Raw genomic sequence first — 22,473 nt, 5'->3', positions numbered from 1 at the left:
AACCACGTTCCATAAGTGGTCCAGGTAATGAAATAGGTGAATCGTTCGATCATAAAATAAATCATCCATCAAACTGAGCGGCAAAGCGCTAGCTGCCGGTAGTTTTTAGCCGCGTTGTATATATTACCGGTGGCTAGCGCCTAATGGCACTTACCTTAGAAACAACCAACAAAAGCGCCGCGACTGGCACGGTATTTGCGCACAACTTATCACTTCTTTAGAAAGGAGTCATATTGGCATGTGTGCAAAACGAACGATCCCCGCGGATCCCCAACTCGATCAGGAGTTCGACAAAGCCTTCGAACAGATTCAGGAACTGGTCGATCTGAGTCAGGCCGACGCGCTATTTCCCGCTCATCCGAACGCCGTTTATACGATCAGTGTCGTCCTCTGGATGCTCGTGTATCAGCGGATGAATCCGGATGCTTCCCTGAAAGCGGCTGTCAAAAAACTGCTGGATTCCAAACCTGAGCTGCTGCCCGATAATAAACGCGTTTCAGAGGGGACACTTTCGCTGAATACAGGCGCCTACAGCCGGGCCAGAACGCGTCTGCCGTGCAGTGTTGCCGAATGGTTTGCCAGGCAGGTCAGCCAGTCCATGATCGAAGCGTCGCCGACGTCATTCCAGGACCGTCGCGTGTTCATGATCGATGGGACCACGATCACACTGGCTCCCGAAACAGAACTGCAGAAACTGTATCCTCCCGCTTCGAATCAATACGGCGAAGGGGTCTGGCCTGTGGCTTTACTGGTGGTCGCGCATGAACTCTCCAGCGGTGCTGCCCTGGTTCCGGAAGTGGGCGCCATGTACGGTCCCGAGGCCGTGTCTGAAACCGCGCTGATCGACAACTGCCTGACGCAAATGCCCCCTGACAGTATCGTCATGGCGGATGCGGGCTATGGTATTTTCTCCGTGGCCCACAAGGTTCAGCAGGCTGGTCTGTCATTCCTGTTCCGGCTGTCTAAGCAGCGGTTCGATCGATTGCGCAAGACTGCAACCCTGGTTGACGAAGGCGCGAACTGGAAGACCTGGTCCTGTCAGTGGCAGCCCAGCCCCAGTGAACGCAAGAAGCATCCCGAGCTGCCTGCCGACGCAGTACTGTCGGTTCAACTGCATGAATTCGAAACGGACGAAGGGAAGCCGCTGTATCTGGTAACCAGCCTGGATGAATCAGTCGAGATGCTGTCCGACCTGTATGCGCGGCGGACCGATGTCGAGACCGATATTCGGAATATCAAAGTGGTCCTGGATACGGAAAACATTCGTGCGCGGGGCGTTGAGATGTTCCATAAGGAACTGATGACATCAATGGTCGCCTATAATCTGATTGTTCAATTCCGGCGTCAGGCGGCAGAGCTGGTGAAGGTGTCTCCCCGTCGGATGAGCTTCAAACGAATCTGTACCACGTTCTGGCAGTTTCTGTTGTCGTCGATGTATACCACAGCTGCCGACTGGAGAGAACGCTATCGATTCGCGCTGGGGATCGCCATGCAAGACAAGCTACCCAACCGACCGGGACGCAAATATCCAAGGGAAGCGTATCGACGCCGTACCAAGTCAACTCACTTCAAAAAACGCGAGAAAAGATCGGATGCGGAAGAAGAATGAAGGAAGGTAAGTACCATTAGGCTAGCGCCTTGCGGCTAATAGGTTTTTCTGTAATTGAAGTCCTCACTTCAAGGGTAACCGTATACCTTCAACCACGGTTACAACGATTCAATAAACGCTGACTGGCTACTGGAAATCAGAATTTGCGTTGATTGATACTTCTCTGTGTGTTCCTGCTATTAACCATTCCGCTCACGGTTGGTGTGCGTTGATCAGAGTTACTGTTTGCGTTTGAGCTTTTCGAGGCGTCGTTCTTCGCGGCGTTTTTCGCGTTCTTTGCGACGTTCCTCGCGTTCCTTCTGGATGCGTTCCATTTCTTCCGGGGTCCGCTCGGGGAACAGGCTCTGAATCTGGGAACCAATGCCGCCTCCCAGCACGGCGTCCAGGGCATTCACGCCCATCTGTTTGGCGTAATTGCCAACCGAGCTCATGTCGACCTTGGGTTTTTTGAGCGTACCGCCGATGGGTAGTTTGAGCGGACGGCTGAGCAGCGCCTTAATCAGCGGCTTGTCGCTGTCCTGGGGCAGCATGTTTGTGAAACCCACTTCAGCAACGAGGTCGAGTGATTCATCCAGCCCCACCGAACCGGTGGTGGTAATCGTGATGCCCTTCATGTTGACCTGGAACGGGCTGTGATAAACGCGGCCGTCAATCATATGGTATTGCACGGTCTGATTGTTGACCTGCATGAAGATCGCATCGGGGCCGATCAGTCGACCGTCACGATTGATGTTGATCATCGCCAGGACCTGATCGATTTTCCCTGCCAGGGCATCGAACAACGGGCCCGGTCCCACCTTGGCTGACTGGATGGACATCGCACCGCGGGCTTCACCCAGCGCCGGTTCGTCGAGCGGAATAATGGCATAGTCCTGACTCAGTGAGAACTGTCCCTGAATGCTCGTGCTGTTGGCGATCATCGGCGCCACAAAACGGAGCGAGTTGCGGGTCATTTCGGGAGTGAACTGGAAGCGGTCAATCACTTCCCCCTTACCAAAGACAAGGGCCGTCGGCTTGACGTCCAGGCGAATAATGGGGGCCACCCGCAGTCGACCGCCGCTCACCTGCAGGTCGATGGGGGTAATATGAATCTGGCCGTCTTTGATGCGGGCTTCGATGGTCGTCTTGCCACTGGTGAGGCCTCGAATGTTGGCCTGTTCCCAGCCGATACCCGCTTCACCCGTCAGATCCTGGTAACGGGTGGTCGGTACGAACAGGGGCCGCGTATTCGGATACAGTGGTCGGGGCTGGATATTGTCGAGGGCCACCGCTTCGACTTCTTGTGATTGCGGCGAGCCGAGCGGACCATTTAAGTTAAACGGACGTGTCTCTCTTCCGACAATCTGCACATCGGGGCCGAGTTTGCTGCGCAACAGAGGCGTCAGATTTTCCCAGTCGTAGGTCACTTCACCCGCCAGGCGGATGTTGCGGGTGGTACTCCAGTTATCGATCTTGCCTTTCGCTGTCAGATCGAGCATATCAGAGTGAATCGACATCTGGTTGAGCGCGACAGTGTCTTCCTGCAGGCTCTGACGGGTGTCCCCTTCGATGCGGATCTCCGGTTCCTGCCAGCTGATCACCCAGCCCGGATTGCGCTGGCTGGCAATCGGTTCTTTTGTGACCCGCGTATCGGGGCGCCGGGGCGCTTCGATGGCGAAGTCCTTGATGGTCGTCCGCCAGTTCGCCATCCGGCCCTGGTCATTGACGACCACGTTGGCCTGCCCCTGGATGTTTCCATAATATTTCTGTGTCGGCGGTTCTGCGGGATTCTGAAACCAGCTGGTCATCTGGTGCAGGTCGCCATTGAAGGCGAGTTTCCCGTCGAGCGAGGGAGTGCTGACTTCAGCATGGGGCAGTTGTACTTCAATCCCTTCGCCATTGACGGCAACCGCCTCACTCCGCCAGGCCAGTGTGGCGAGTTTCAATGTCTTGTGTTTGCCATCCCAGCTGCCGGCCGTTTTGAGTTCGGCCCGCGGCTCATCGATCCAGAGGGAGGGAGAGGCGATATGCAGATTGGTCAGATCGAGGGTTGTGTTTTCGTGCGCCACGTACTCGTCACCAATCGAGATTGCCGAGGAGAACTGCACGTTGCCTCCGAGCTCCAGGTCCTGGCTCCCCAGGGGACGTACGCGATCGGCCCAGGACGCGATTTTACCCCGTAGCTGGACCTGGAACGGAAGCACCTGCTGTTTCTGATCTGCTTCCGCCTGACGTTCGATGGTTGTCGGTGCTTTGAGTTTCGCCTGGAAAGAATCTTCGCCGGCCAGCAGCGTGACGATAAAACGTTCGACGTGCAGCTGCTTCTCGTCGGTGGTGCCGGCGCCATCGATGGTGAGTTCGAGCTTGGGCTCGCTCCAGCCGCGGCGATCGGGGGCTGCCAGCTGCAGGTTTTGAAACGTCAGGTAAGACTGAGTTTTCCAGTTCTCGTTCTCGATCTGAAAATCGACTTCTCCTTTGAGTTTTCCCTTGAGGGCCACGGCCTGCAGATCGACAAACTGTTCCAGGTGCTGTGAGAGCAAATCGAGGTCCGCTTCGAGCTGAATCTTGAGGTCCCGTGCATTGCCGCTGCCGCTGAGCTTGAGGAAGTCCGAGGCACAGCGGAGCGATTCAATTTCGAACTGTTCCGCTTCACGGCGGACCCGCATCAGCAGTTCGATCGGCTGCTGCCAGCGGATTTCGCGTCCCTGGTTTACCCCGTTCAGGTCGGAAGTTTTCAGAGCAACGAGCCAGGTCTGACCGGCTGCTTCTTCGGGTTGCTGCGGATTATAGTTGGAGAGTTCGAAGTTGACGTTCCCCGATGTGATTCGCATTCCCGGTTTCAGGTGCACGGTTTCCGGCAGCTGGCGCGCTGCCTCGGCCAGGTCGAGATCGCCGGTCAGCTTGAGACGGGATGACAACAGACCGGCCAGACGTTCGCGGCGATCCTCGTGCTGCAGGTCCTTCAGATTGATTTTGCCCTGCAGCGCCAGTTTCCCCAGCTGTGATTCTGTCTCGGCCTGTTTGAAGTAGAGCACGCCATCGGCGGCCATCAGGTCCAGGTTCCCTTTCGCATAGTCGGTCGAGATTTCGTCGTTACCGATCAGCTCAGGGGCGCTGAAGACGAAGGGGGCCGCTTCCCAGTTTCCTTTGACAGTGAAGCGGGGGGCCTCTTTTGTGCCCGACCATTTGACTTCCATTTCGGAATTGGAAATGCCGTCAATATAAGCGCCCGGGGAGAAGGCCTGCACCATGGGCGTTAACTGTTTGAGGTCGAAAAATCGTGATTTGAATTTGAGTGAACCGGAGCGGGAAGCATCGGGCTGGTCTGCATTGACCACACTGGCGGTAAAGGCGATTTCCGCAGGTTTGCTGCTGCCCGCATTCTCGGCTAGTTTCTCCTGCCAGTTTCCTTCCACGAGTACCGGTTCGGTTCGCGGGCCGGGACGGGTCACCGTAATGTTCATGCCGGCCAGGTAGGGAGTTTCCTCTTCTTTCGCCTGCTGGTCTGTGTTGACAACAAACAGATTCAAATCGGTCAGGTTCAGTTTCAGCGATTGACGCAGACCCGTTTTCGGCGGTTCCTCTTTACCCGGTTCGCCTTCCGGATGTTCCTCGGTCCCTTTGTTGATGAGTGCCGTGATGAAGTCCCGGTTGGCGATTCCCTGACTGTTGACGTAAGTAAAGGAATCCACGCCGGTCACGTTCACATCGCCGACCTGCTTGCGGTCCTTCGCCAGTTCCCAGAGCGTTTTCTGTGTCTGGATCTGTTTGATGCGGACCACGGGGCGTCCTTCAAAGTCTTCCAGCACGATATTCTGAAAGGAGACCGGCTGCCCCCAGCCAAGTGTGACGTCACCCGTTTTGATATCCGCGGGATAGCGTTTGAGAACGAGGGGCAGAATGGAATCTTTGAGCGCGGTACGCGAGATGATCTGTGGTGCAAACCAGGTGAGAATACCGACGATGACCAGCAGAATCAGAAAGGTGCGTCCGAAGGAGCGTTTCTTTTGTTCCGGTTGAGCATCGGCACTGTTTTTATCTGCGGTGGTCTGTTTTTTATCTGACTGGGACATCGTCCGATCCTGTTGATTAATTCCATTGTGCAGGTGCCCCCGGGGACGGGGGTTGACCTTCTCATCCGTGCCTGAAGTCCGGTAGCCCTTAGTAACTACTATAGGGGTCTGTTCAGCGGGCGACAATGTTTGATCAGAGAAGAATCCGGGTGGAGACGCTCGAAAAGACTAAAAAAACAGCTGATTTCCTGCCTCCGATTTTGGCAGAGAGTGTTCATCCTTGCTGAGACTGCCTATGATAGTAAGTGCCTGGCGCATTGTGAATTACCCGAACCCGTCAAGAGAAGCGAAAGATAATGGACACCTTAAAGGCAATAGAAGAAAGACGTTCTGTCAAAGCATACGATCCCGAGCATCGCATGACCGATGAGGAAATCGAAAAGCTCCTCTCCTATACCATGCTTTCCCCGACCGCCTTCAATATTCAGCACTGGCGGTTTCTCGTGGTGAAAGATCCAGAACTGAGACAGAAGCTGCGGGACGCTTCCTGGAACCAGTCGCAGGTGACCGATGCGTCGCTGCTGGTCGTGATTTGTGCGGATATGAAGGCCTGGGAAAAAGAGCCGGACCGCTACTGGAAAAACGCCCCCGAACCGGTACAGAAGGCACTGGTGCCGATGATTCTGAACTATTACAAAGACAACATCGAAGCCGAGCGGGATGAAGCCATGCGCTCCTGCGGGATGGCTGCCCAGACCATGATGCTGGTCGCCAAGGAGATGGGTTACGACACCTGTCCCATGGATGGTTTCGACTTTGATAAAGTGGCTGAACTGATCAATCTTCCCGAGGACCACCTGATCTCAATGTTCGTGGTTGTGGGGAAGGCTCTGCGACCCGCCAATGAACGAGCTGGGCAGCTAACATTAGACGAGGTCGTAATTTACGATCGATTTGCATAATTGCAACCGGTAAGACCTTAACTTGAGGATCAGGTTTGTTAAGATACGGCCTGATGAATTTCTTTCGGTTATTTAGAAAATACGGTATCTCCCATGAGCGAACAGCCTCCATCAAATCTGATCAAGCGCATTCTCGGCAGCCTGGGCCCGGCGATTATTACCGCCTCGGTGGTCTTGGGGCCGGGCAGTATTTTGTCGGCTTCCAAGATCGGGCACACTTACGCCTATCAGATGAACTGGGTGCTGGTGATTGCGGTCATCATGATGATTGCGATGACCGCGCTCTCAGCCCGACTGGGGATTCAGCTGGACGGAACGATCTGTGATGAACTGGCGAAACGAGCGGGACGCCCGGTGGCTGCTGCAACGGGGATCATCCTGTTTCTGATCGCCGCCTGTTTTCAGTTCAGTAATAATCTGGGAGTACTCGCCGCGGTCGAGCCGTTTATGGGTTCGAGCAACGCAGACATCATGATCATTATTGCGATGAATATTTTCATCATACTGGCGTTGTATGGTTTTAAACATCTGTATGCGATGATCGAAAACCTGATGAAGCTCCTGGTGGGGATCATGATTATCGCTTTTGCGATCAACCTGCTGATGGCGAAGCCCGACTGGGGGGCAGCGATCGCCGGGTTCATTCCTTCCCTGCCCGAATTCGATACAAGCAAAGTCAAATTCAGCGAAGTCATGACGCCTGTCGTGGCGCTGTATGCAACGACGTTTTCCGTGGCTGGAGCCTTTTATCAGTCGTACCTGGTGCGGCAGAAAGGCTGGACCCGGTATAACCTCAAACAGGGATTGATCGACTCGACTGTCGGGATCTGTGTGCTGGGGCTGATTACGATGATGGTGCTGATCACCGCCGCCAAGGTGTTGTATCAGAATCCCGATGTGAAAACACTGGGGTCCGTCGCGGATGTCGCCAAGAGTCTGGAACCCGGGTTCGGGACTTTCGGGGTGATCATTTTCTCGCTGGGGATTTTCGCCGGTGCTTTCAGTTCCTTCCTTGTGAACGCGATGATCGGTGGTTCGGTCCTGTCGGATGGCCTGGGTAAAGGGGGCTACATCGATGAGAAGTGGCCCAAGCTGTGTACCGTCGGCGCGTTGATGATGGGGATGGTGGTCGCTATCTACACCAAGACGATGGGACAGAGTCCCGTGGGGCTGATCATCTTCGCTCAGTCACTGACCGTGCTGGGTATTCCGATGCTGGCCATCGCCATGCTCTGGCTGGCGACCCGTTCCGACATGACGGGCGAAAACGCGATTCCTTTCTGGATGAAGTTCCTGGGCTTTATCGGCCTGATCACTTCGCTCCTGCTTGCAGGACGCACCGCCTACAGTCTATATGAGAAGTTGTTCGGCGGTTAACGGAAACATCGCGTCAAGCTGATTGCTTACTGCAAAAGCGTTCCCGGTTCTTCACCGTTGGTTCGCCAGCCGGTGGTCAGGTGATCGTCGGTCTGGGTGGGCGACTTGATATGGTGCACTTCCAGATCGGAGACGTGCAACGCAGCCGTTTCCACGTAGAAGCCCAGCATTCCGCTGCTGAAGTTCGCATCGGCCAGGGAGAGGATCACGTTCCCATTGATACTGAGTTCGTGGTAACTGCCGAAGGAGATCATCTGCACTTCGACATCCTGCGGTTCACTGGCCCGCCAGAAACCATCCTGCAGTGATTCGAACTGCATCATGTGCTCGCCCGATCTGAGCGGTCCCGTTTTCCAGGCGCGGAACTGGCCGATCCCTTTCATCAGGTCCAGTGAAAGATAATAGCCGTCGTGTGTTTCGGGATCGATCCGGCACAGCAGTCCACATTTGCCGGCCCCCTTCATTGTCAGACGGCACCGCATGCGAAAGCAGTTGATTTCCTCGTCGAACACAAAACCCTGGAAGCCGGCCTGACTGATCAGCTCGAGGGAATCGTCGAGCATGCAGAAGTAGGATTGCTCGCGGGCCCCTTTTAATGTGTGCAGGCAGCGGGAATCGAGGCTATCAACAATGCGTTCGATGATGCCTTCGTAGGTCTGGACCTTTAACTGTCCGTTGCTCCGGCGTGTGAGACGCTTGGGCGGAGGCAGGATGTTGTTTGTCATCCGGTCGTGGGGATCGCGGACATAAAAGTTCCAGAGCAGAAGCCCCTTGTCGTCTCGACAGATGCGACCGGCGTAGTTCCCCTTGGCGAGCAGCACGTTGTCGTAATAGTTGCGCCAGGGTTGCTCCGGATCTGTGGTGTGCCAGTAGCGGATCTTGGCGTCTTCCCGCAGACTGCCGACGAGGTAGTAGTCCCCGTCGATGCGGAACAGGTTGGGAACTTCGATGTCGTCATACATCATCGGCGCGTGCAGCGGCGGCAGTGCGCGGAAATGGTTGGGTTTATATTCCTCCATCAGACCGACACAGCCCCTGCGGACCAGCGGGCCTTCGTTGGTGCGTGCCGCCATCATCAGCCAGCCGCGGTCTTCCTCGTGAAAATAGAAGGGATCACGGAAGCTGACCCAGTTGCGTTCTTCGTCTACTGAAGATTCGTAAAACTCGGCATCTGGCTCCAGGGGAAAGCTGCTTTCCAGGTTCTGCTTGGCCTTGATGCTGTTGGAAACCGAACGAACCAGCTTCGCCCGCGTCTGCTTGACGATCTCCGGGTCGTCGTGGCCGCGCTGATCTTCCCAGTGCACGTCGGCTTTTCGCCAGTGAAACAGGTCTTCGCTGTGGGCGAGTCCGATGCGTTGTTTCTTTCCCTGGTCGCGACGGGAGAGGCCGGTATAAAACATCCGCCAGTGTCCCGGCTGATGCGGATCGCGAGTGACGTGCATCGTCCAGAGCATCAGGTCGTCCCAGCCTCCGGGATCGCCGATGAACAGCGCGTTGTCGACGCGCCGCCAGTTGAGTCCGTTATCGCTGATCGCATGCGCGATGAAGTCGTGGTTGGGCAGCACCAGGTGAAACAGGTGATAGAGGCCTTCATGGTAGACGACATCGACGTCGCCGATACTTTTGCGGCTCCAGGCGGATTCGGAAAACATGGCAGGTCTTTACATCGGGAGACGGGCGCGCAAGGCAGCCTGAGATGGGATTGTGATCATTCAGTCCGCTCTATCTTACTCGCTGTCGACGCGCAGGATCAAGCAGGTCTCCTGATTGAGACCTGGTGCACTGCACCCGAAACGGAACATCTGTTTTAAATCGAAACGTGTTCCAGCTCGAGCAATGAGGCATTCGCTTCGGGATGCCGATACGGTTCATAATGCATGATCTGCACATTAAACGGATCGGGTACATGGTACAGTACGCCGCGCCAGTCGATGGTGCGGGTCCGCATGGCTGCCAGTAACGCAGCCGCGAAGATGTAAACCGTGATTCCCAGGTAACCCAGCGTGCGCAGCGGTTGACGCTGAAAATGCTCACCGCGAGCTTTAACCGTCTTGTGAACCAGCAGACTGATGCGGAAGATCGCCACAGCCACACAGCCATTCGCGAAGAGCAGAACTCCCGCGGAACTCGCTGCTGCCGTCAGATCACCCTGCAGCATAAAGAGCACACTGAGAACCAGCAACGCAGTCTGCGCGACAGCCGTCATCAATCCCAGGCCAGCGACGAGCCACCAGTGCGGATGATAATAGCGGGCATTCACCAGCTGGCGAGTCATGTAGCGGAAACAGGAATCAAAGGAGATCGATTCCCGGTTGACCATCGTCGTGGCAGGCACGAAGGCCACTCTGCGGCCCAGTTGATCTGCGATGACTTTCAGTCCTGTGTCATCCCAGAGCATACGGGAGAACGAATTGGTTAATTGCGGATGAGTGAAGATCTCCCGGCTGAGTGCGATTGAACCTCCCCAGGGAATTTCCAGGGCCACCATCTGCATCATGGCTGCAGTGTTCCAGGCATGGCGGACCATGGTTCCCGGGTTGGCATGCCGCGGGGCATACCAGCGAATGCCCGAAGCGACCCCGACCTCGGGATCCTGCAGAGGAGAGACCAGTTCGCGGAGCCAGCTGCGATGGGGGATGACATCCGCGTCGAGCCAGGCCAGGACTTCGACATCGTTATCAACTTCCCGGATGGCCTGGACCAGCGAGGCGTTCTTCAGGCCACAGACCCCATTGGAAACTTCGCGGATGCTGACGTCGCAATGGGGGTGCTCGTGTTCTGCCAGGTATTGGGTCACAAAAGCGAAAGCGGGATCATCAATGTGATCCACGATGATCTTCACCTGGTACGCAGGATAATCCTGGTTCAGCAAACCATGCAGACAGTCGGCCAGAAACGGATCATTGCCCCGCAGAGACAGGACGACGGCCGCCGACGGTGTGTAACTGGAGTGGGATTTCTCACCGAGGTGGGCCTGATACAGGCGGGCGACCCGCTGGCCCCAGTAAAGATTGAGCAGGGCAAAGCAAAGCAGACAGAAAACACTGATTGTCGTCAGTTCCAACATGAGATTCGCTCCTGGATTAAGGAAAATGCTCCGTCAATCCGCCGAATCGCTTACCTCCTGCCTGGGCGGCAAATACCTTGTATATTATCTATCTTACTGAAATTGCCCGTTTGATCAACAAAATTCTGGAAATCTAGTCGGGAGGGGAGAGAAAGGAGCCCCCGATTCCCATTGGAACGGTCGTGCCGGGGAGACGGTTGGGAAGCGGACCTGCTTAGCCGATTTCGGAACATAAGATGGAGATTAAATATACAGCCATAACATCAGTCTGACTGCGACGCGGCCGATTCTGCCTGGGGTACGACAGGCTGTCGCACTTCACCGGCCACACTGATGGTCCCATGATCGACGATGACTTCCTGTCCGGGTTCCAGCATCCCATACGATTTGCCGTTCACCGAGAGCGCTTCGTTTTCGATGCGAACCTTCACGTCGCCGCAGGTAAATTCGTATGTCGCTTCATCGCCGAACGTGGCTTCCGTCGTGGTGGTCATCGTATCTCCCGGCCGAATGATGACATGATGCGAGCCGAGGTCTTCCTCCCGTTCCGCATTAACGCTGAAGTTCACGGTACAACCAGCGCCGGAAACCAGCAGGCACAGACAGACAATCAATAAATGACAGTGAAGCTTCATGGGTGGGTCCGCGATGTTTCAGGGGGGGAAGTTAAAGTCTCATTCAGATTAGCAGAATGGCGCCAGCGAAGCAAAACGATTCTATTCCGCACCGGGAGGGATGATGTCACGCAGCGGCAGCACGCGGTCACGCCATTGTTCCATTTCGAATTCGACATACCAGGGAGTCTTCAGCAGCATGGCTTCGACGACAGTAATGTGCTCATCACTTTCGAACTGTAAGGGATTCTCGCGTTCCCAGATTTCGACGTCCGCTTTCGATTCGAGATTCCAGATTATTTTCAAAGCGGCGCGGCTTTCTGATGTCGCTTCCTGATCGGTGGACTCTATTAAAATCCGGAGCAGTTCGCGCTGGCACCAGGGCTGGCCTATGATTGCGAGAATCGCGGCTGCTGTTACACGATTGTGAGGGATACTGGAGCGGAGTGCCTCGCGGAACAGCGACAGAGCCAAATGAGGCTGAAATTCGAGGGCGATCGCTGCCGCTTCTCCCAGAGCATATTTTGGAACGTGATTCAAGAATTCAATTGTTCTATCGAACTCATACTCTTGTCGTAACAGGAACTCCAGGCATTGCGCCCATTTTTGTGGACGCGGAAACTCATCGGCACTGCCCATGAAACAGACCCGTTGCAGGACTTCTGACACCAGGGGACACCAGCGGGTATCGCCGGTCGCGACGATTAAATCCAGGCCAGTATCGAGGGTGCTGGAGTTGTTTGATTTCAGCGCCCGTTTCAAAAAGTCATCCAGGTCCGGGCTCTGGTTCTCCTGCAGCGCCTGCAATGCCAGACTCTGATTTTCGTTCTGCTCGAATTCATTCGCCAGAAAGCGTTTGCGGGCGGAAATGATCTGCCGGGCTTTCGCTGTCACTGCAGGTGGAATTTCTCCAGAGTTCAGCAGTTGTTCTACCAGGGGCCAGTCGCCAATCACCGCGGCCAGACGCAGCATGGTCTCTGGCTCCGCGTGTTTCTCTGTCAGACTTTCCAACAGGGGGAGAATCTCCCCGATCTCAAACGAGAGGCGTGAGGCATGATGTTCGGAGTTTTCCTCCAGAAATCCCTGCTCCTGCAGTTCCTCAAACGCGAACTGGACGGTTTCAATGGAGGCATGCAGTGCGAGCACGCGTGCTTCACAGAGTTCGGGCTGTCGCAGTGACTTTAAAAATCCCTGATAAAAAAACAGGTCGATCCAGTCGGCGGTTTCGTCATAAAAATCGACATCGATCTCTATGCCCGTTTGTTGATGAGTAAGGCTACAGCCACAGCCGTGTAAATAATATTCCCATTCGGGTAGACCGGATACTGGTCCGCGATTTATGCCTTCCGGGTGGGCATCATAGCCTCGTTTGGCCAGATTCAACTGGTCGACCCCCAGGTTCTGCTGCACGATCTGTGAAACGAACTCCTGTCGCGGACGGTGACGGATCAGTGAGAACAGCGTCCAACTGGCCCAGGGAGTGAGCGGCCAGGGTCGGTCGAGCCACTCTTTGATGAAATCGTCCAACGGAACGTCAACCTCAGAAGCTGCCTGGAGTCGCTGAATGATTTCCGGTGCGTACTGCATGCTATGATTGATGTCTCGAAAGAAGCAGGGACGGGGATCAATGAGCCACCGAACCTGAACCGGCTGTGCGTTGTCTGCTCGATATGAAAATTATAGATTTTTCCGCAACACTTCTCAAAGAAATTAAGTATCTCAACGCAGGCAGCGGCAGGAGCGGCTTCTATGAAGAACGTCTGCCGATTCATCATGCGCGGGTTAATGCGCTGCCTGTGGGACTGGATGCTGTCGTTGTCACCGCCGATCTGCAGGGCCGCGAGCGATTTCAGGAATCGCCCGGCGGTCCGCCGCGTCTGCTGGGAGAAGCACTCCCCCTGCGCCTGGTTCAGGAAGTCCTGCCTGAGGTCGGAATTCACGATCCCTCCCGTGTCGCGGTCTGGTTGGCGGGGGACTTCTATACCGTCCCCGCGATCGACAAACGGGGCGGCACCGGTGATGTGAGCGCCGTCTGGCGGGCCTTCGGCGATGAATTTGCCTGGGTGGCGGGAGTGGCCGGCAACCATGATACCTATGGCGAAAACAGTAAAGCCCGACCCCGCTTTCCCGCACATCTGCATTACCTGGATGGTGATTTCGTTGAACTCGATGGACTCCGCATCGGAGGAATCGGCGGGATCATCGGCAATCCGGAACGCCATCAGCGGCGCAGTGAGGAAGATTACCTGTTTGCCCTGGAACTGCTGCTGGAAGAACGAATCGACATCCTGCTGCTGCACGACGGCCCCCGCGGCCTGAATGCCCGGCAGCAGGGATCAGCCCGCGTGCGAGACCTGTTGAGTACGCGTCGCAGTCCCCTGGTCGTCCGCGGACATGCCCACTGGGATCAGCCGTTAATCGAATATGAAAACGGAACCCAGGTACTTAATGTCGATGCGAGAACCGTAATTCTCACACACTGAGTTCCCCTTTGCCCTCACGGCAGGTTTAATCCGTCCCTGGTCCCGGTTAAGCATGCTGACACGCTGATGTGATATTTTCATGTAATCTAAGGAAAGCCCGTCCGTCACGCGAATACGCACTTGACCGTCCGCTGTCAGGGCTCCATTCTAAACAGTGTGCCCCTTAATCGGCGTCAACTAACTTCACAGGCTGCCAATTAAGTCGACCTGTTCAATGTCCGGGAATACCCACTCATGGATGATGCCCAGCTACTGGAAGCCTTTGAAGCCTGCACCCTGCCCTCCGAGGAGTGGACACACCGGGCGCATGTCCGGGTGGCTTACCTCTATGCCACGCGCTTTCCCTACGCGGAAGCACTGTTCCGCATGCGGGCCGGCATCAAAGCCTACAATAAAGCCACCGATACTCCTGAAGAACTGGAGCGAGGCTACCACGAAACCATCACGGTCGCCTTCATGCGGCTGGTCTGCCACGCCCTCCGGGAAGAGGGGCCGTTCGAGTCGTCAGACGAATTCTGTAACACCTGTGCTCGCATGCTGAAGAAAGGGGTACTGCTCGACTACTACTCCAAAGAGCGGCTGATCTCCCTGGAAGCAAAGCATAACTTTGTCGAACCCGATCTGCAGTCGTTACCGGAGGTCTGATGCACTATGATGAACCACATCTATCCTGCAATACACAACACGAGGAACACAACATGGAAGACCGGAGTCGAGGCACGCTGATCGGGCTGGCCGTGGGTGATGCCCTCGGGGCGGCGGTGGAGTTCCAGTCGCCGGGCAGCTTTCCGCCGGTGACCGGGTATCGCGGGGGTGGGCCGCATCCGATTGAACCGGGGGCGTGGACCGACGACACCAGCATGGCACTCGCACTGGCCGACAGTATCGCGGAGGTCGGCTGGGATCTGAACGACCAGGCCGAGCGCTACGTACAATGGTGGAAGACGGGCCGCTATTCGGTCAACGGCCGCTGTTTTGATATCGGGATGACGATCCGCCGGGCACTGGGGGAATTTTCTGTCAACGGAAATGCGCTCACGTCGGGTGACTCGCATGAATACGCCAGCGGCAATGGTTCGATCATGCGACTGGCGCCGGTGCCCATGCGGTATGCGGAACTGTTCGAATCCGATCTGGCTGAGTTCTCCCGGCTGGCGGAAGAGTCGAGCCTGCCTACGCACCCCAGTGAGCAGTGCCGCGATGCCTGTCGCTACCTGGCCTGTGTGCTGGCGGCATTGATCCGGGGAGAACCGCGGGAAACGGTGCTCGCTGCGGACTGGCAGGCGCTGCAACAGTTAAACGCGATCAAACCCCTGCATCCACTGGTACAGGAGATCGCAGACGGCAGCTTTCGACGCAGACAGCCGCCGGAGATCGAAGGATCGGGCTGGGTCATCCGCAGCCTGGAAGCCGCCCTCTGGGCGTTTCACGACGCCGACTCGTTTGAAGAAGCGGTGCTGAAGGCCGTGAACCTGGGAGACGACGCCGACACGACCGGCGCGGTCTGCGGTCAACTGGCGGGGGCCTGCTGGGGAGAGTCGAATATTCCCTCCTCTCTGCGTGCCGGCCTGGTTCGTCGGGACATGCTGGAACTGGCGCTGACGAAGCTGCTGGATTAGGTAATGTGTATTTAAATATATTTACCGTGGTCAAGGTTGTGCAGGTACTCTTGTTTTCAGGATTTCAACAACAGAAAAGCCAAATTAGCCGCAGGGCGTTAGCCCCGGTTGAAACGATTTTGGTAGATACCATCCGAATTAAGAAACGCTACCTGGCCAGCATGCCAGCCAACAAAATCTTTACTTCTCTACCTGCAACTGCCATGATGGCGTTTATGTTTCTCAATCCCTTTTCTTTTTGCGTGAGAAAGCCCGATGACTACTGACCCGGAATCAACGCCCGATGTTCTCTCTTTCTGGTTCTGGTTTGAAAACAACCTGCATCGCTTTGAACATCTGGAAGACCAGCAGGAAGTACTGCTGCCGGAACTGGGCGAACAACTGCAGGAGGTCGACGAAGGTCTGACCTACGAAATCTCCATGCCCGATGAGGAGGGCGTGCGCGATCTGGTCATCAGTGCCGACGGAGTGAAAGAGGCATTTCCTGCAGTGATGCTGTTAATCGACAGTGCCCCCGATCTGCCCGGCTGGACGTTCACTCCCTTTCGACAACGAATGGATTTAGCGGGTTGTGCCCTGCAGTTCGGCGAGCAGGAACTGACGCCGGACGACTTCTACTTCTGGTTGCAGACCGAAGATGGTGCCATCGATCTGATCGTGTATGTCCCCGGTCTGACCGAAGACAACCGGGAAGCCATGATGGGCGCCAGCTTTGTCCTGCTGGACATGACCCTCGGCGAATTCGACGTGACGCTGAAGATCCGTTATATCGATTTTCAACCCCTGCCCGAGAACCCGGAAGCCGAAGACCTGCAGCCCCTCTCCGCACTGCCGGACGAGTTCGATGCGCTGTTTGATGCTTTGAATCCTGAGTGAGGCGTGGGAGATCCAGATGTATCGAAAAGTATTTCCGCGGTGCGAGGTAGAAGGGTCACTGGAGCCGGTTGCTTTCAGTCACTTTGGAAGTACAGATCATATTCCACGAAAGTGCGCGGAATGTGAAAATATGTTTGAAGGGGAATGTGTCCGGGCGATGGATCAGGTAGAGGACTACCTCTCTCTAGACTATGGCCCCTGCCGCAAATCGGGGCTTTGCAATCCAGTCCTCGTCGAAGATCAGTTTATCAAGAGCAAAGTGTTTGTACCTGAGAAATGCAGAGACTGCTTCAATCTTAAATATCACGCGGTCTTTGGCTTTCGCTGTCATGAAGATGACCAGATCTGGGGACGCTATGGGAAGACACTGGACTGGGGTCACTGGTCACCCGATTTGCCGAACATCGGTCTGGAGTCCAGAAAAGAGGTGTCGATGGAATTACTGCAGGCGGTCAAAGACGAGCAGGAAGTCGCTGCGATCCGCATCTACCAGGAACTCCATCCCGGCACCACGATTCGCGAAGCCCGGGATGCGTACCAGGAGTTGAAAGATAAATTGCAACGCTACGGTGATGACGAGACAAAGGCATGACGCAGGCGGAATTGATTTCGTTTCTGGAATCGCTGGGAGCCGATGTGGTTGTGCGCAGGTACAAGCCGGATGAACCAGAGACGATTGCTGTCCTGGTAGGACGTTTGCCGGACTCGGATTCTCCGGTACCGATCCCGGGGTGGGAAGACGCGGTTTATCTGCAGGAGGCAGCCGCTGGCTGGTCGATCAGATATATTCAGAGCGGACAGACCAGACCGCTACAGGACGAGGAACTGAAGTCGCTGCTGACCGAGTGGGTGCGCGAACGGGACTACCGGCTGTTTGCGGATTATGAGCCGGAGTGATCTACTTTCCCCTTGGCTTGCAGGCTCTACGTCGATTCTTGAGATGAATCTACCTGGTCTGATGTGGCTTCCTTCAGCTTCATTTGAATGCCGCCGCCCAATTGCTGATAGAGCTGAAGTCTCTGTTTGTCCTGCAGAAAACCGATCAGACGTTGCAGTTGTGATTGCAGTTCTTTCGCTTTCTCCGCTGCGCCTGCATCTTCGGCTGCCTGTAATTGTTCAATTTGCAGATAGGCGGCCCTTTTGAGCAGGGGGACCAGTAACAAAGATTCCTCTGAGAAAAAGTCGCGCTTCCACTGGGGTAACTCTTTAAATTCGCTCTCATTGATTTTCAGCGTTCGCAGAGAAGACGCATGAAGATTTTTTTCAATGTCTTCCCTGGCAAGCATTTGGATTGCCTGATCACTGTGTCCCGTTTCCTGCAGTTCCAGCGCAGCGTCCAACGGTACTGGATCACCCGCCTGCTGACAGCCTGCAGGGAGCAGTATTAAACTCAACAGGCTGAGCAGAATTCCTGTCAAATCAACACGGCATCTCAACGTCATGATCTTCCTTCATTATTGTTCACGCAAATGCTGCAATGTATTTCTGGCGAGTCTCATCGTATCAGAATCAGTGTGATGCACGTCTCTATTTTTTCGAAGTCAGACACATTTTCTTTACATCGTCCTCCCCGCCCGGCATGATGGAGTGAGCGTCTTTCGAATGATCACTCGGTTCCTGCAGTTGAGGATGCACGGTTATGCTGGTGAAGAAACTGAAACAAATTGCAACGCTATGGTGATGACGAGCCAGAAGCATGACACAAGCGGAATTGATTTTGTTTCTTGAATCGCTGGGAGCCGATGTGGTTGTGCGCAGGTTTGGCCCCCGGGAGACAACACCAGATTCCGTCTGTGCTTATTTTTTCCCAGTACCAGAGCCCTTTGAAGGAATTCGCGCATGGGAAGAAATGCTGATACTGGATGAGTATGAGGATGGATGGGCCATCAATTATGGACAATATCCGCGTACGAGAGCGCTACAGGACGAGGAACTGAAGTCGCTGCTAACCGAGTGGGTACGCGAACCTGACTACCGGTTGTTTGCAGAGCATGAGCTTGAATGATGAGATATGCTAGATAGCTTACAACTCACAGGAATTCAATGTACATCATGCTTTACCAATTCCAGAATCTCCTCCAGATAGAGATCTTCCACTTCGGGATACCGCTTGAGAAAGCCAGTGTTTTCTATACCAAGAGACTCTAACTCGGCTAACTCCGTTAGTTCGACAGGCAGTTTGGGAAGCGGATTATCGTTGATATAAAGCCCCTTGAGCCTCTTTAAGTTTCCAATGGATGCCGGAAGTTTTTCAATTTTGTTTTCGTAGAGTGACAGTTCAACAAGATTGGTCATATTCCCAATTGAATCAGGGATTTCGGAAATCTCATTCTCAGCTAATGCCAGAACTTCCAGTTGCGTCAGCCTGCCAAATCCCGCTTGCATCGTTTCAAACTGGTTAAATCTCAGATCCAGCAAGCGCAGATTATGCATGTCAAAGATTTCATGAGGTACCTGCTTGAGTTGAGTGTCAAGAATGACCAATTCCTTGAGTTTTGTGAGCTGACTGATGGAACCAGGGATTGTGGTGAGTGGATTATTGTGTAAGGAAATATCCTCGATTTGATTGAGGTTGCTGAAAATATCTGGAAGCGAAGATAAAACATTCGATGCGACATACAGAAATTGCAACTGTTGTAATAAAGCAATGTCTTCAGGAAGTTCTTCAATGCGATTATCTTCAAGGGTTAGAACACGAAGTTGATTCAATGAACCAATTGAGCTCGGAATGAATGTCAAATCATTCTGATCGAGATAGAGGGCATTCAGGTTCTTACATTGAAAGACCCATTGCGGTACATTTTTCAAACCAGTCTTTCTTAAATCTAATTCTTTCAGATCTTTCAGAGCAGCAGAGTCTGGTTCATAATCTGCGACTCCTTTGAACATAGACAGATTTAAAGTGCCAGTCTTTGCAGCTGCGGAAAATTGATCTGCAATATTCTGATGATTCAAAACGTACCTGACTTGATCTAAAACTATGAGTTGGTTTCCCTGATGAATCTGACACCTTTAGATCTAGCACAAGTTCGCAGATGTGTCGATCTATCTTCGAATTCTCCGACATTTTCTTTACATCCAGTTACCCGCCCGGCATGATGGAGTGAGCGTCTTTCGAATGATCACTCTGTTCCTGCAGTCGAGGAAATACGGTAATGCTGGTGAAGAAACTGAAAGAGAAACTGGTTCGGGGCGAAACCGTGTATGGGTCGCTGTTTCAGCTATAACCCATCATGGAATTAATTTCCGTTCACAACACGACTGCAATCCGGACTCCAGCCTGTGGTGATAAATCTTGGTTTTTTCCCCTGTCGATTGATGGCCCAGATTGCCAGACCATGTGATTTGTCCGACTGAAATTTTTCACGTACGTCGTTTGGTGACAGATAGCGTGAGAATAGAATTTCTTTGCCGTCTGCAGTCCAGCAGATAGGACCGCGGAGTCCGTAGTCTGGATCGAAAATGACTTTAACCTCACCCGTATCCAGCGACAGGACAGCGATCTTTCCCAGCAGACGCATCATCCGCATGCGTCCCCATTCATCATCAGCTGCCAGATTCGAGGCGTACATGTTCTCCGGGTTATAAACAACCAATGCCAGACTCTTGCCATCAGGGGCGTAACGGGCCGAACTGATCACCAGATTTTCTGCAGAGAATGAAATTCTCTTCAGGATCTTTTTCTCTGATTGAGATGTTTTATCCTGGCTATCGGAATCTTGCGCAGGCGACGTCTCAGACAGAAGAAGTTCATACAGTTCACATCGTGAGTCATTGAGTTCTGCACCGTCGCTGGGGTGTGTAATCAACAATCGTTGCTGGTCTGGCGACCAGTCTTCCACAAGCCACGATCCCTCTTTTTCCATCACCTGTCTGGAATGTGAACCATCAATTCCTGCCACATAAATTCGACTTAGCTCGGCTTGATTTTTCTGACGGAAGCGGATCCGGGAGTCTGCAAAGTTCGTGGACCAGGCGATCTGTCTGCTGTCAGGTGACCAGGCAAAGAGTTCTGTGCAGTCAGGATTCAGAATGCGGGTCCATGTCCCCTGTAGATCTCCCACCCAGAGCATGGCACGCAGGTCACCCTGCCATTTTGAAAAAGGGTGACCTTCTTCATACACCCACGAAGCAAAGTATTTCCCATTGGGACTCTGTCGTGTCCAGTGTGGTGACCGGAACATGGTCACGCCTTTTGTGAATACGGGCTGGTCAGAAACGGGACCTCCCAATACGGGTGTGATCTGTGATCCATCGGGGTGCATCGTATACAGGACATTGTGCCCCGTACGATGGGAAAGGAACGTGATCAGAGGTTGGACCTTGGATTGATCTTCCTGTTGAGCCAATGCCAGGTCAGCGAAAAGACAGAACAGGATGAATACCAGAGCCACCTGAATCTGAGGGAATCGTCTTTGTGATGATCCAAGACTCAGCCACAGAGAAAACCATTTATTCATTGCTGTATCAGTTCCAGTTTGGGTTAACAATTCCTGGGAGATCTGAATTTCATACGACTGTCTGTATTGTATGCCCATCAAAGGTAGATGATAGAAAATGGCGAGTGAGTTTCAGATGTATTCGATGAGACCTTTCAGGTTAACTCCTTGACTTAGTTTGTACAGTTGTTTTCCACAAAACCTCGACATTTTCTTTACATGCAACTTTTCGCCCGGCATGATGGAGTGAACGTCTTTCGAATGATCACTCTGTTCCTGCAGTCGAGGAAGCACGGTTATGCTGGTAAAGAAACTGAAAGAGAAACTGGTTCGGGGCGAAACCGTGTATGGGTCGCTGTTTCAGCATGCGGTGGTGCCGGCGATGGTCGAGTCGATCCCGGACAACTCGCTCGATTTTGTGATCGTCACACCCGAGCATACAACCCTCGACCTCGCGGAGTTTCTGCCGCTGCGGTATGCCCTGAAGTCCAAAGGCATTGTCTGCCTGGCCCGCACGCACAGTCGTGACGCTGCGGATGTGGCCCGCGTCTGTGATACGTTTGACGGCGTGGTGGTACCTTATGTCGAAACATATGAAGAGGCACAACAGCTGGCGGCTGCTGCCGTCTATCGGCCGTTGAAAGGGATTGTGCTGGAGAAAGCCCTGAAAGAGGGGAAGTTCGTCAATCAGAAGACGGCCGACTACATCGAGAAAAAGAACGAGAACACGCTGTTCATTCCGATGATTGAATCGGTGCCCGGCATTGAGAACCTGGAACAGATCTGTTCGATTCCCGGCGTACACGCGGTCTTCGTCGGTCCCGGCGATCTGACAACCAACATGGGCATCCCCGGCGAGTATGACAACCCGGAACTCATCGCCGCGATCCAGAAAGTGATCGACGTTTCGAACGCACAGCACGTCGCCGCAGGCTGCTGGTTCGGAACCACCCAGCAGGCCCTGCGCACAATCCGCCAGGGCGCCCGGCTGGTCGTCTACGCCAACGACGGTCTTATGCTGACCCACGCGATGCAGACAGCGTTCGGGGAACTGCGCAAAGGGTGATCGCTGTTTAGGCTTGGCGTGCATGTGAGCGGAATGGCGCTAGCCACCGGTGATCTATACAACACGACTAAAAATTACCGGCAGCTAGCGCTTTGCCGCTCAGTTGAATTGCTGGGTTTAGATTTAAACGGATGATTTAAGAAACCAGATTTCTGAATGATCGGGGTAGTCTGGATTATACAATGAAGAGGTTTTGTTTTTAAAAGACGAACCTACCGTGAGCGGAATGGCGCTAGCCACCGGTAATATATACAACGCGGCTAAAAACTACCGGCAGCTAGCGCTTTGCCGCTCAGTTTGATGGATGATTTATTTTATGATCGAACGATTCACCTATTTCATTACCTGGACCACTTATGGAACGTGGTT

20 protein-coding genes are annotated in these 22,473 nt (G+C 54.0%); 12 read left to right on the top strand and 8 right to left on the bottom strand.

Annotation, left to right across the window (positions count from 1 at the left end):
* Positions 1 to 238: 238 nt before the first annotated feature.
* On the top strand, positions 239 to 1,609 hold the full coding sequence (locus RID21_RS00100) for an IS4 family transposase (RefSeq protein ID WP_350186578.1): 1,371 nt from the start codon (positions 239 to 241) through the stop codon (positions 1,607 to 1,609).
* A 218-nt stretch (positions 1,610 to 1,827) separates the two neighbouring features.
* On the opposite strand, the gene RID21_RS00095 is transcribed toward RID21_RS00100, so the two are convergent.
* The gene (locus RID21_RS00095) at positions 1,828 to 5,661 is read right to left on the bottom strand and encodes an AsmA family protein (RefSeq protein WP_350186576.1); all 3,834 of its coding nucleotides are present in this window, start codon (positions 5,659 to 5,661) and stop codon (positions 1,828 to 1,830) included.
* Positions 5,662 to 5,957: 296 nt separating this feature from the next.
* Here RID21_RS00095 and RID21_RS00090 point away from each other — a divergent pair, with 296 nt between their 5' ends.
* Both RID21_RS00090 and RID21_RS00085 read left to right on the top strand, forming a co-directional pair.
* Positions 5,958 to 6,563 carry a nitroreductase family protein gene (locus RID21_RS00090; protein ID WP_145045457.1) on the top strand — a complete coding sequence of 202 codons (606 nt, stop codon included), beginning with the start codon at positions 5,958 to 5,960 and terminating at the stop codon, positions 6,561 to 6,563.
* 93 nt (positions 6,564 to 6,656) lie between these two features.
* Positions 6,657 to 7,940: an Nramp family divalent metal transporter gene (locus tag RID21_RS00085; protein WP_350186574.1), complete on the top strand. Its 1,284-nt coding sequence runs from the start codon at positions 6,657 to 6,659 to the stop codon at positions 7,938 to 7,940.
* A gap of 26 nt (positions 7,941 to 7,966) precedes the next feature.
* Here the strand turns inward: RID21_RS00085 and RID21_RS00080 are convergent, their stop codons facing one another.
* The 4 genes from RID21_RS00080 to RID21_RS00065 all read right to left on the bottom strand — a co-directional run bounded on the left by RID21_RS00080 (position 7,967) and on the right by RID21_RS00065 (position 13,208).
* Positions 7,967 to 9,592: a glycoside hydrolase family protein gene (locus RID21_RS00080; protein WP_350186572.1), complete on the bottom strand. Its 1,626-nt coding sequence runs from the start codon at positions 9,590 to 9,592 to the stop codon at positions 7,967 to 7,969.
* A 155-nt stretch (positions 9,593 to 9,747) separates the two neighbouring features.
* Positions 9,748 to 11,007: a glycosyltransferase family 2 protein gene (locus tag RID21_RS00075; RefSeq protein WP_350186570.1), complete on the bottom strand. Its 1,260-nt coding sequence runs from the start codon at positions 11,005 to 11,007 to the stop codon at positions 9,748 to 9,750.
* Positions 11,008 to 11,270: 263 nt separating this feature from the next.
* Complete coding sequence (locus tag RID21_RS00070; RefSeq protein WP_350186568.1) at positions 11,271 to 11,642, bottom strand: hypothetical protein; 372 nt, start codon at positions 11,640 to 11,642, stop codon at positions 11,271 to 11,273.
* 81 nt (positions 11,643 to 11,723) lie between these two features.
* Positions 11,724 to 13,208, bottom strand: a complete 1,485-nt coding sequence (locus RID21_RS00065; protein ID WP_350186566.1) for a DUF6896 domain-containing protein — start codon at positions 13,206 to 13,208, stop codon at positions 11,724 to 11,726.
* An 83-nt stretch (positions 13,209 to 13,291) separates the two neighbouring features.
* Here RID21_RS00065 and RID21_RS00060 point away from each other — a divergent pair, with 83 nt between their 5' ends.
* The 7 genes from RID21_RS00060 to RID21_RS00030 all read left to right on the top strand — a co-directional run bounded on the left by RID21_RS00060 (position 13,292) and on the right by RID21_RS00030 (position 17,496).
* Entirely contained in the window at positions 13,292 to 14,104 is an 813-nt protein-coding gene (locus RID21_RS00060) for a metallophosphoesterase family protein (protein WP_350186564.1), read from the top strand.
* Positions 14,105 to 14,338: 234 nt separating this feature from the next.
* Positions 14,339 to 14,749: a hypothetical protein gene (locus tag RID21_RS00055; protein WP_350186562.1), complete on the top strand. Its 411-nt coding sequence runs from the start codon at positions 14,339 to 14,341 to the stop codon at positions 14,747 to 14,749.
* Between the two features lie 53 nt (positions 14,750 to 14,802).
* Entirely contained in the window at positions 14,803 to 15,723 is a 921-nt protein-coding gene (locus RID21_RS00050; protein ID WP_350186560.1) for an ADP-ribosylglycohydrolase family protein, read from the top strand.
* Positions 15,724 to 15,728: 5 nt separating this feature from the next.
* Positions 15,729 to 15,989: a hypothetical protein gene (locus RID21_RS00045; protein WP_350186558.1), complete on the top strand. Its 261-nt coding sequence runs from the start codon at positions 15,729 to 15,731 to the stop codon at positions 15,987 to 15,989.
* Entirely contained in the window at positions 15,979 to 16,599 is a 621-nt protein-coding gene (locus tag RID21_RS00040; protein WP_350186556.1) for a hypothetical protein, read from the top strand. The genes RID21_RS00045 and RID21_RS00040 overlap by 11 nt, the downstream gene beginning before the upstream one ends.
* 16 nt (positions 16,600 to 16,615) lie before the next feature.
* Positions 16,616 to 17,191, top strand: a complete 576-nt coding sequence (locus RID21_RS00035) for a hypothetical protein (RefSeq protein WP_350186554.1) — start codon at positions 16,616 to 16,618, stop codon at positions 17,189 to 17,191.
* Positions 17,188 to 17,496 carry a hypothetical protein gene (locus RID21_RS00030; protein WP_350186552.1) on the top strand — a complete coding sequence of 103 codons (309 nt, stop codon included), beginning with the start codon at positions 17,188 to 17,190 and terminating at the stop codon, positions 17,494 to 17,496. Before RID21_RS00035 ends, RID21_RS00030 begins: the two co-directional genes overlap by 4 nt.
* A gap of 26 nt (positions 17,497 to 17,522) precedes the next feature.
* Here the strand turns inward: RID21_RS00030 and RID21_RS00025 are convergent, their stop codons facing one another.
* Positions 17,523 to 18,041 carry a hypothetical protein gene (locus RID21_RS00025; RefSeq protein ID WP_350186550.1) on the bottom strand — a complete coding sequence of 173 codons (519 nt, stop codon included), beginning with the start codon at positions 18,039 to 18,041 and terminating at the stop codon, positions 17,523 to 17,525.
* Between the two features lie 254 nt (positions 18,042 to 18,295).
* On the opposite strand from RID21_RS00025, the gene RID21_RS00020 reads away from it, so the two are divergent.
* The gene (locus tag RID21_RS00020) at positions 18,296 to 18,604 is read left to right on the top strand and encodes a hypothetical protein (RefSeq protein ID WP_350186548.1); all 309 of its coding nucleotides are present in this window, start codon (positions 18,296 to 18,298) and stop codon (positions 18,602 to 18,604) included.
* 35 nt (positions 18,605 to 18,639) lie between these two features.
* Here the strand turns inward: RID21_RS00020 and RID21_RS00015 are convergent, their stop codons facing one another.
* Positions 18,640 to 19,554: a leucine-rich repeat domain-containing protein gene (locus RID21_RS00015; RefSeq protein ID WP_350186546.1), complete on the bottom strand. Its 915-nt coding sequence runs from the start codon at positions 19,552 to 19,554 to the stop codon at positions 18,640 to 18,642.
* Positions 19,555 to 19,838: 284 nt separating this feature from the next.
* Positions 19,839 to 21,059, bottom strand: coding sequence for a TolB-like translocation protein (locus RID21_RS00010; protein ID WP_197996888.1), 1,221 nt, complete (start codon positions 21,057 to 21,059; stop codon positions 19,839 to 19,841).
* 277 nt (positions 21,060 to 21,336) lie between these two features.
* On the opposite strand from RID21_RS00010, the gene RID21_RS00005 reads away from it, so the two are divergent.
* Positions 21,337 to 22,104: an HpcH/HpaI aldolase family protein gene (locus RID21_RS00005; RefSeq protein WP_145193160.1), complete on the top strand. Its 768-nt coding sequence runs from the start codon at positions 21,337 to 21,339 to the stop codon at positions 22,102 to 22,104.
* Positions 22,105 to 22,473: the final 369 nt, after the last annotated feature.

Origin of the sequence: Gimesia sp. (assembly GCF_040219335.1) — a bacterium.
GTDB lineage: Bacteria > Planctomycetota > Planctomycetia > Planctomycetales > Planctomycetaceae > Gimesia.
The sequence above is the reverse complement of the archived record's forward strand: the minus strand, read 5'-3'. Positions and strand labels throughout refer to the sequence as shown.

Coding starts and splice junctions, on each gene's coding strand:
- RID21_RS00035 (WP_350186554.1), top strand. CDS start 16,616: ATGTATCGAAAAGTATTTCCGCGGTGCGAGGTAGAAGGGTCACTGGAG.
- RID21_RS00095 (WP_350186576.1), bottom strand. CDS start 5,661: ATGTCCCAGTCAGATAAAAAACAGACCACCGCAGATAAAAACAGTGCC.
- RID21_RS00100 (WP_350186578.1), top strand. CDS start 239: ATGTGTGCAAAACGAACGATCCCCGCGGATCCCCAACTCGATCAGGAG.
- RID21_RS00030 (WP_350186552.1), top strand. CDS start 17,188: ATGACGCAGGCGGAATTGATTTCGTTTCTGGAATCGCTGGGAGCCGAT.
- RID21_RS00085 (WP_350186574.1), top strand. CDS start 6,657: ATGAGCGAACAGCCTCCATCAAATCTGATCAAGCGCATTCTCGGCAGC.
- RID21_RS00080 (WP_350186572.1), bottom strand. CDS start 9,592: ATGTTTTCCGAATCCGCCTGGAGCCGCAAAAGTATCGGCGACGTCGAT.
- RID21_RS00075 (WP_350186570.1), bottom strand. CDS start 11,007: ATGTTGGAACTGACGACAATCAGTGTTTTCTGTCTGCTTTGCTTTGCC.
- RID21_RS00065 (WP_350186566.1), bottom strand. CDS start 13,208: ATGCAGTACGCACCGGAAATCATTCAGCGACTCCAGGCAGCTTCTGAG.
- RID21_RS00060 (WP_350186564.1), top strand. CDS start 13,292: ATGAAAATTATAGATTTTTCCGCAACACTTCTCAAAGAAATTAAGTAT.
- RID21_RS00025 (WP_350186550.1), bottom strand. CDS start 18,041: ATGACGTTGAGATGCCGTGTTGATTTGACAGGAATTCTGCTCAGCCTG.
- RID21_RS00070 (WP_350186568.1), bottom strand. CDS start 11,642: ATGAAGCTTCACTGTCATTTATTGATTGTCTGTCTGTGCCTGCTGGTT.
- RID21_RS00040 (WP_350186556.1), top strand. CDS start 15,979: ATGACTACTGACCCGGAATCAACGCCCGATGTTCTCTCTTTCTGGTTC.
- RID21_RS00090 (WP_145045457.1), top strand. CDS start 5,958: ATGGACACCTTAAAGGCAATAGAAGAAAGACGTTCTGTCAAAGCATAC.
- RID21_RS00005 (WP_145193160.1), top strand. CDS start 21,337: ATGCTGGTAAAGAAACTGAAAGAGAAACTGGTTCGGGGCGAAACCGTG.
- RID21_RS00050 (WP_350186560.1), top strand. CDS start 14,803: ATGGAAGACCGGAGTCGAGGCACGCTGATCGGGCTGGCCGTGGGTGAT.
- RID21_RS00020 (WP_350186548.1), top strand. CDS start 18,296: ATGACACAAGCGGAATTGATTTTGTTTCTTGAATCGCTGGGAGCCGAT.
- RID21_RS00055 (WP_350186562.1), top strand. CDS start 14,339: ATGGATGATGCCCAGCTACTGGAAGCCTTTGAAGCCTGCACCCTGCCC.
- RID21_RS00010 (WP_197996888.1), bottom strand. CDS start 21,059: ATGAATAAATGGTTTTCTCTGTGGCTGAGTCTTGGATCATCACAAAGA.